The organism is Pseudarthrobacter sp. MDT1-22, assembly GCF_054511035.1.
Window position 1 is genome coordinate 145,066 of the sequence record NZ_JBTNDK010000010.1, and the last position, 8,433, is coordinate 153,498.

An 8,433-nucleotide genomic window follows, 5' to 3' on the forward strand; every position below is an offset into this window, starting at 1 on the left:
TTCCTTAAGGATTTTCGTATGTACCGATTCGTGCTGCGGCGCCTGTTTTCCGGTGTCCTCCTGCTGTTCGTCATCACCACGGTCGCCTACCTGATGCTGTACGCGGGCGGCGGCGACATCGCCCGCCGCCTCGTGGGCCCCACCGCCAGCGACGCCCAGGTTGCCTTGAAGGCCAGCCAGCTTGGCCTGGACCGCCCGCTCCCGGTTCAGTACTGGGACTGGCTGACCGGAGCCCTGACCGGTGACCTTGGCCGGTCCTGGTTCAACGGCCAGCTTGTCAGTGCAGGCGTCAGCAGCCGGCTCTGGGTCACCCTCTCCCTGGTCCTTGGCGCGGTCATCATTGCGGCTGTGATTTCCGTGGTCATCGGCGTGTGGGCTGCGGTCCGCCGCGGCTGGGTTGACCGTATGGTCCAATTTGTCGGGGTGCTTGGTTTTGCCATCCCAGGCTTCCTGATTGCCCTGGGCCTGGTGTCCCTGTTCGCGCTGAACCTCAAGTGGTTCAAGGCCACCGGTTATGTTCCTATTACGACGTCGTTCGGCGGCTGGGCTGCCACTGTCACCTTGCCGATCATCGCCCTGTCCATCGGCTGCATCGCCGCCGTGGTCCAGCAGGTGCGCGGCTCGTTGATCGATGCACTCCGCCAGGACTACGTCCGGACGCTGCGGGCCCGCGGTCTGTCCTTCAACCGTGTTGTCTACAAGCATGTGCTGCGCAATGCCGGCGGTCCTGCACTGGCTGTGCTCGCCGTGCAGTTCATAGGGCTGCTGGGCGGCGCCGTCATCGTGGAACAGATCTTCGCACTGCCCGGCCTCGGGCAGATCACCGTGGCTGCCACAGGCCAGGGCGACATCCCGGTCGTCATGGGAGTCGTCGTCGCGACGGCCGCCATCGTGGTGGCCGTCAACCTCATCATCGACCTCGCCCAGGGCTGGCTCAATCCGAAAGTTCGGCTGTCATGATCGAAACTCCCCTCGCACTGCCCGTCACGGCAGCCAAGGTTTCCCTTTTCCGGAAGCTTCTGACCCACCCCACGGGCGCAGTCTCGCTGCTTGTCCTGTTCCTGGTGGCACTGGCCTCGGTCCTGGCGCCGCTGCTGGCAACCCACGACCCCAACACGGCAAACCTGAAGGACGTGCTGGCCAAGGCCGGCTCCGAACACCTCCTGGGTGCCGATAGTGCGGGCCGCGACGTCCTCAGCCGGCTGCTGTTCGCCGGCCAGTTCAGCCTCGCCGGCGCCCTGCTGGCCCTCGCCGTGGCGCTGGTCCTCGGCGTCACCGCCGGCCTGATCGCCGGATACTACGGCGGCTGGTTCGACTCCGTCTCCTCCTGGCTCACCGGCCTGATGATGGCACTTCCCGGCATGGTGGTACTGCTCGCGGCCCGCGCCGTGCTGGGCCCGTCCATGTGGCTGTCCATGATGATCTTCGGCGTGCTGCTCTCACCGGCCTTCTTCCGGCTGGTCTACGCCTCTGTCACCGCTGTCCGCAACGAACTCTATGTGGACGCCGCACGGGTCGCCGGGCTCAGCGACTTCCGGATCATCGGCCGCCACATCCTGGCCGTGGTCCGGGCCCCTGTCATCATCCAGTCCGCAATGGTCCTGGGCATCGCCATCGCGATCCAGGCGGGCCTTGAGTTCCTGGGCCTGGGGGACCGGAACATCCCCACCTGGGGCAGCATGCTCAACGACGGCTTCATCAACATCTTCAAAGCCCCCACCCTTGTCCTGTGGCCCGCCCTGATCATCGGCCTGGTCTGCATCGCCCTGACGATGCTCGCCAACGCGATGCGCGATGAACTGGAACGCAGCAGCGGCCCGGTCAAGAAGAGCCGCAAAGCTGCAGCTACTGCCGCCATCGCCGAGGCCGAGGGCGCCGCTGAGAAGCGCGGTGCAGCCGCCTTCGTCCATCCCGAAGATCCCGCCGGTGCAGACAACAGCAACGCCGGGGAGCTGCTGCTGGAAGTTACCGATCTTGGCGTCGGCTACGACCAGCCGGACGGTTCCACCACCCACGTGGTGAACCATGTGGGCCTGACCGTCCGCCGCGGCGAAGTCCACGGCCTGGTGGGCGAATCCGGTTCCGGGAAGACGCAGACCGCCTTCTCCATCCTCCGGCTCCTGCCGCAGGGCGGACGCATCACCGGCGGCTCCATCTTCTTCGAAGGCAAGGACCTGGCGCACCTGACCGAGAAGGAAATGACCAAGGTCCGCGGGCAGCGTATCGCCTATATCCCGCAGGAACCGATGTCCAATCTGGACGGCGCGTTCACCATCGGCAGCCAGCTGATGGAACCCATGCGGGTCTGCCTGGGAATCTCCAAGGCCGAAGCCCGCGCCCGCGCCCTGGCGCTGCTGGCCAAGGTCGGCATTCCCAACCCGGAACGCACCTTTGGCGCCTACCCGCACCAGATCTCCGGAGGCATGGCCCAGCGCGTCCTGATCGCCGGCGCCGTCTCCTGCGAACCGGACCTGCTGATCGCGGACGAACCCACCACCGCTTTGGATGTCACAGTGCAGGCCGAAGTCCTGAACCTGCTCCGCGAACTCCAGGACGAACTGAACATGGGCGTGATCCTGGTGACCCACAACTTCGGCGTGGTGGCGGACCTCTGCGACCGCGTCTCCGTGATGCAGAGCGGCCGTGTGGTGGAAACCGGCCCCGTCCGCGCCATCTTCAACAACGCCCAACACCCCTACACCCGCCAGCTGCTCGACGCAATACTCGAAGACACGGCCCCACGCGGGCAGTACACCACCGCCGGACAGAACGCCGGTGGTGTGATCCCGTCCGGGGAGCCCAAGGAACTGAAAGGAGTGACGCCATGACCGACACCCTGCTCGACGTCAAGGACGTCGTCGTCGAATACCCCCTCAAGGGCTTCCGGAAAGAACCGTTCAAGGCCCTCAAAGGTGTTTCGCTGGACATCCGGCCCGGCGAGACTGTGGGCCTGGTGGGGGAATCCGGCTCCGGCAAGACCACCCTGGGCCGCGCTGTGCTGGGCCTGGCACCGGTCACCGGGGGCAGCATTAGGTACGGCGGCCAGGAGATTTCGAAGGCCACCCGCGCCCAGCGCAAAGAACTCAGCCACGAGATCCAGGTGGTCTTCCAGGACCCTTACACCTCGCTGAACCCGTCCATGACCATCGAGCAGATCCTCACCGAACCGCTCACCGTACGCAAAGTCGAACGCCAGACGGCCAACAAGCGCATCGCGGAGCTCCTGGACCAGGTCCGGCTGCCGCACGGCGCCGCGCATCGGCTGCCGCGTGAATTCTCCGGCGGTCAGCGCCAGCGCGTCGCTATTGCCCGGGCCCTGGCACTGGACCCCAAGCTGATCGTCTGCGACGAACCCGTCTCCGCCCTGGACCTCTCCACCCAGGCCCGCGTGATGGAACTGTTCATCGAAATTCAGGAGCGCACCGGCGTCGCCTACCTCTTTGTCTCCCACGACCTCGCCGTCGTCCGTCACCTAAGCCACCGCGTGGCCGTGATGTACCACGGTGAGATCGTGGAATGGGGCGAGGGCGAGCAGGTCACCGGAGCACCCGAACACCCCTACACACAGCGGCTGTTTATGGCCGCCCCGATTCCCGATCCCGACCGGCAGGCCCAGCACCGCGCAGACAGGCTCCGGCTCCTGGACCTCCAGCACCAGCAGGACGTCCAGGCCGGCGTCGCCTGACCTTTAACAGCACAAGCATCAGTACATCCCCCGCAGGAACAGCCAAGAAAGCCACCATGGAACTTCTCTCCACCGCACCCAACACTGACCAAAGCACCGACGCACGACTGAAGTCGCTCCTGGCTAAGCTGACGCTTGTGGAGAAGGTCCAGCTGCTGACCGGCCGCGACTTCTGGACCACCTGGCCCATCGAGAAGATCGGCCTGCGCCGCATGCTCTTCTCCGATGGCCCCACCGGGGTCCGTGGCGAGGTCTGGGACGAACGCCAGCCCTCCATGAACTTCCCCTCCGCCGCAGCCATCAGTTCCACCTGGGACCCCGCCATCGCGGACCGGCTCGGCGCCGCGTCCGCCGTCGAGGCCCGCCGCAAGGGCGTCGACGTCGTACTCGGTCCCACTATCAACCTGCACCGCTCACCCCTGGGCGGCCGGCACTTTGAGGCATTCAGCGAAGACCCCGTCCTCACGGCCGACCTCGCCGCGGCCTACGTCTCCGGCGTGCAGCGCAACGGCGTGGGCGCCACCCCGAAGCACTACATTGCCAACGATTCCGAAACCGACCGCTTCACCGTGGACGTCAAGGTGGGGGACCGGCCGCTGCGGGAGCTGTACCTGCTCGCGTTCGAAAAGGCCATTGTTGAATCCAAAGCCTGGCTGGTAATGAGCGCCTACAACTCCATCAACGGCGCCACCGCCACCGAAAACGAGCTGCTGGAAACCCCGCTGAACAGCGAATGGGGCTTCGACGGCGTCGTCATCAGTGACTGGACCGCTGTGCGCAGTATCAATTCCGCCAACGCCTCACAGGACCTGGCAATGCCCGGCCCCGACGGCCCCTGGGGCGAAGCCCTGGTGGTAGCCGTCAAAGCGGGCCAGGTCCCCGAAGCAGCCATCGACCGCAAGGTGCTGCGGATCCTGCAGCTCGCGGCCCGCGTCGGCGCGCTGGAGGGCTTCGACGCCGTCCAAGCCGAACCGGCGGACCGGGAGGACCCCATCGCGTTCGCCCGCGAGGTCTCCGCAGCCGGCACCGTGATGGTGAAGAACGACGGCGTGCTGCCGCTGGACCCAGCCTCCGTCAAGACGGTTGCGGTGATCGGCCACAACGCCCGTTACGCCCGCACCCAGGGCGGCGGCTCCGCCACCGTCATCCCCGAGAAGATCGTCACCCCGCTCGACGGAATCCGGGCAGCCTTCGGCTCAGACAACGTCACGTACAGTGTTGGCGCCGTGGTGCAGGAAGGCATCGCCGAGCTGCCGCTGGAACAGCTCACCAACCCCGTCACCGGAACCCCGGGCGTACGGGTCCGCTTCCTGGACGCGAACGGCGAGGAGGTCTTCGCCGAGGACCGCCGCTCCACCGCCCTGGTCTGGTTCGGCGGTGACGCACCCATCTCCGCGTCCTCCATGGTCCAGTTCCACACCATCTACACACCGGACGAAACGGGTACGGTCCGGCTGGGCTTCTCCACCGTGGGCCATGGCCGCATCTTCGTCAATGGAATCCTCGCGCACGAAGCGACGGTCGAAGCGGTAGGAACGGATTTGGGGGCCGCGTTGCTAGCCCCGCCCGCGGTTTCGGTGCCGGTGAAGGTGTGTGAGGGTGTCCCGATGCAACTCCGTGTGGAGCTCACGACGGACAGCGTCGGCGCATTATCCAATACGCTCGGAATCACCATCGGTGTCGAAGCTTACGACGCCGACCCCGACGCACTCATCACCAAGGCGGTGGAGGCGGCCCGCACAGCCGAGATCGCCGTCGTCGTGGTGGGCACCAACTCCCGCGTCGAATCCGAAGGCTACGACCGGACCTCCCTGGACCTGCCCGGCCTGCAGGACCGCCTGGTGCACGCCGTCGCCGCCGCCAACCCCCGCACCATCGTGATCGTGAACTCCGGCTCACCGGTCCTGCTGCCCTGGCGCGACGAGGTCGCAGCACTCCTGATCGGCTACTTCGGCGGCCAGGAATTCGGCCACGCCCTCACCGACATCCTCACCGGCGCCACCGAACCCGGCGGCCGGCTGCCCACCACCTGGCCTGCCACCCAGGAGGACGTGCCAGTCCTCAATGTCACCCCGGCCGCGGACGGGACGCTGACCTACGATGAAGGCATCCACATCGGCTACCGCGCCTGGCTCAAAGCCGGCACCACCCCGGCCTACGAGTTCGGCTACGGCCTCGGATACACCACCTGGACCACCGACAGCGTGGACGCACCCGCAGAAACGACCCCCGGCGCCGTCGTGCCCCTCAGCGTTGCCCTGACCAACACTGGGGCACGCGCCGGCAAAAACGTGGTCCAAGTCTACGCCGAAAATCCCGGCTCCGCCGTCGACCGCCCCGTCCGCTGGCTCATCGCCTCCACCCCCATCTGGGCCGAACCCGGCGAAACAGTGACCAGCGTGCTGGACGTCCCCACCCGGCTTCTGGCCTACTGGGACAACGGCTGGACCTACGAACCCGGCGACTACACACTCCGCATCGGCACCTCAGTCAGCGAACTTCCGCTGCAGGCCACGCTGGAACTGGTCCAAAACTAGCTCCTGCTCAAGGAAGGAAAAGACGAGACAGATGCCCGAGACAGGCACGCAAAATTCAAGTACGTCGATCGCCAGTCAGCTGATTCGCGAGTTGGAGCTGAATGGCCCCCTCCCTGATCCTCGAACTGACACGGACCACCAGTCGCTTGTGTCCATATACCCCGAGCTTGGCGCAATATCGGCAGTCGATATTACTGTCCCGACTCCGGAAGGAGGAGTTCCGGGACGTCTGTACCGAGCTCCCGGCGAGGCCCTTGCGGGCTTAGCCTGGGTGCACGGCGGCGCCTTCATCGCCGGAGACCTGGACATGCCCGAGGCTCACTGGGTGAGCTTGTACCTGGCGTCCCACGGCATTTCGGTTCTGTCACTTGACTATCGCAAGGCCCTTCACGGTTTGAAGTACCCCGCACCGTCGAATGATGTGCGGGCCGGGTGGCTGTGGGCCACTGAAAATCTCAGCGAGTTAGGATTGGCAACTGCTGATGACCTTCACCTCGGCGGCGCCAGCGCCGGGGCTGCGCTGACTGCCGCACTCACCGGACGGCTCAGGGATGATGCCGGGCAGATGCCGGCATCATTGCTGCTCGCCTATCCTCTCGTCCATGCCGAAATTCCGGCACTCAGCGAGGAACTTGGAAAGAAGATGGACGGCATTCCTGCTGAGCTCGCATTTGGGCCGGACTTCATCCACGACATCAATCTCAACTTCGCCGGCAGCGAAGACAGTTTCCGAGACCCCCACGCATTTGCCGGAGGGGGAGACCTCCACGGTTTTCCTCCTGTATACATCATCAATTCCGAGGCCGATACGCTTCGCGCTTCCGGAGAACTTTTTGCGGCCCAACTGGAGGCTGCCGGAGTGCCAGTCCGGATGGAGATGGAACCCGGCAGTATGCACGGACACTTGGACCACCCTCATTCACTGCCGGCCAGAAGCTCTGTTGAGAGGATGCTCCTCTGGCTCCGCAGCGACCGGTGCCGCGAACAGGGTCCAATCGTTGGCACAGTGCAGAACTAGAGAAAGGGCTTCAACGATGTCAGCCGTCACGGTTCCCACGCATAACCATTCCACAGGCACCACCGCTCCCGGGTTCGAGGACGTACGCGCGGAATTTGACGGCTACCTGGCCGACGACCCTAATTACAGCGCGCAGTTGGCCGTCTTTTGGAAAGGGCAGCTGGTAGTGGATCTTGCCGGAGGGGACGGGCTAAGGAACGACAACCTCATGGGAACCTTCTCCGCAACAAAAGGCGTGGCAGCGATTGCATTGGGCACTTTGATCAGATCCGGGGAACTCGACCTGGATCAGACTGTGGTCCACTATTGGCCGGAGTTTGGTGCCCGCGGGAAGGCCACGATCCTTATCCGGGAGCTTCTATCGCACCAGGCGGGGCTTATCAATGTAGACGGGGGACTAGAGACTGCGGACATACTGGACTCGCGTCGCGCTGCACCGAAGCTTGCGGGGCAGCGGCCATATTGGCGCCCGGGGACAGCGTTCGGCTACCACGGACTCACGATAGGAACCTTCATGGAGGAACTGGTGAGGCGCATTACTGGCCAGTCCCTGCAAGAACTCTATGAGGACAGCATCCGGGCACCCCGCGGCATCGACTTCTGGCTCGCACTGCCGCCGTCACAGGAGGACCGGTTCGAAGCGCTACGTCCCGCGCATCCCTCCGCCGAACAGCTGGCAATGATCAGCCAAAGTCCGACGGCGCCGGACGGTCTGGGCGCCCTGATGTTCAATGGGGTCAACAATCTCATACCACCGAACCTCGGACCCTACTCACCCAATCTGCGGGAAGTACGGGCCGCCGGACCCGCCGCCCTTGGCGGCATCGGATCGGCGAGGGGGCTCGCGCAGGTTTATGCCGCGGCTATTGGACTGCTGGGGGAGGCTCTCCTTGACCCCGATACTGTCGCAGAGATGGGACAGCAGCAGGTGTGGGGAGTCGATCGTGTCCTGAATTTCCCGACGGCGTTTGGGGTTGTTTTCATGAAGCCTCATCCCGGCAGTGATTTTGGCAGCTTCCGGGCCTTTGGCCACGATGGAGCAGGCGGAGCGCTGGGGTACGCTGACCCGCTTTACGATCTGAGCTTTGGTTACATCCCGCTTCAAATGCAACTTCCTGGCGGGGCGGATACGAGGGCGCTGCATCTTTCGCAGACCGTGCGAACTGCCATACGCCAAAGCTAATGGCACGGGT

General features: G+C 65.0%; 6 protein-coding genes. All 6 read left to right on the top strand.

Annotation, left to right across the window (positions count from 1 at the left end):
• Positions 1–18 precede the first annotated feature (18 nt).
• Genes ACX80M_RS10450 through ACX80M_RS10475 form a run of 6 tightly spaced genes read left to right on the top strand, consistent with a single transcriptional unit; the run spans position 19 to position 8,423 of the window.
• Positions 19–960 (top strand): ABC transporter permease, encoded by a 942-nt coding sequence (locus ACX80M_RS10450; protein ID WP_459309585.1) that lies wholly within the window; start codon positions 19–21, stop codon positions 958–960.
• Positions 957–2,828 carry a dipeptide/oligopeptide/nickel ABC transporter permease/ATP-binding protein gene (locus tag ACX80M_RS10455; RefSeq protein ID WP_459309586.1) on the top strand — a complete coding sequence of 624 codons (1,872 nt, stop codon included), beginning with the start codon at positions 957–959 and terminating at the stop codon, positions 2,826–2,828. The genes ACX80M_RS10450 and ACX80M_RS10455 overlap by 4 nt, the downstream gene beginning before the upstream one ends.
• Positions 2,825–3,685, top strand: a complete 861-nt coding sequence (locus ACX80M_RS10460; protein WP_459309588.1) for an ATP-binding cassette domain-containing protein — start codon at positions 2,825–2,827, stop codon at positions 3,683–3,685. Before ACX80M_RS10455 ends, ACX80M_RS10460 begins: the two co-directional genes overlap by 4 nt.
• Positions 3,686–3,741: 56 nt before the next feature.
• The gene (locus ACX80M_RS10465) at positions 3,742–6,222 is read left to right on the top strand and encodes a beta-glucosidase family protein (protein WP_459309590.1); all 2,481 of its coding nucleotides are present in this window, start codon (positions 3,742–3,744) and stop codon (positions 6,220–6,222) included.
• A gap of 31 nt (positions 6,223–6,253) precedes the next feature.
• Positions 6,254–7,240: an alpha/beta hydrolase gene (locus ACX80M_RS10470; protein WP_459309592.1), complete on the top strand. Its 987-nt coding sequence runs from the start codon at positions 6,254–6,256 to the stop codon at positions 7,238–7,240.
• Between the two features lie 16 nt (positions 7,241–7,256).
• Positions 7,257–8,423 carry a serine hydrolase domain-containing protein gene (locus tag ACX80M_RS10475; RefSeq protein ID WP_459309594.1) on the top strand — a complete coding sequence of 389 codons (1,167 nt, stop codon included), beginning with the start codon at positions 7,257–7,259 and terminating at the stop codon, positions 8,421–8,423.
• The last annotated feature ends 10 nt before the right edge of the window (positions 8,424–8,433 follow it).

Bases quoted from the DNA above. Each gene is read 5' to 3' on its own strand.
- ACX80M_RS10450 (WP_459309585.1), top strand. From the start codon at position 19: ATGTACCGATTCGTGCTGCGGCGCCTGTTTTCCGGTGTCCTCCTGCTG.
- ACX80M_RS10455 (WP_459309586.1), top strand. From the start codon at position 957: ATGATCGAAACTCCCCTCGCACTGCCCGTCACGGCAGCCAAGGTTTCC.
- ACX80M_RS10460 (WP_459309588.1), top strand. From the start codon at position 2,825: ATGACCGACACCCTGCTCGACGTCAAGGACGTCGTCGTCGAATACCCC.
- ACX80M_RS10465 (WP_459309590.1), top strand. From the start codon at position 3,742: ATGGAACTTCTCTCCACCGCACCCAACACTGACCAAAGCACCGACGCA.
- ACX80M_RS10470 (WP_459309592.1), top strand. From the start codon at position 6,254: ATGCCCGAGACAGGCACGCAAAATTCAAGTACGTCGATCGCCAGTCAG.
- ACX80M_RS10475 (WP_459309594.1), top strand. From the start codon at position 7,257: ATGTCAGCCGTCACGGTTCCCACGCATAACCATTCCACAGGCACCACC.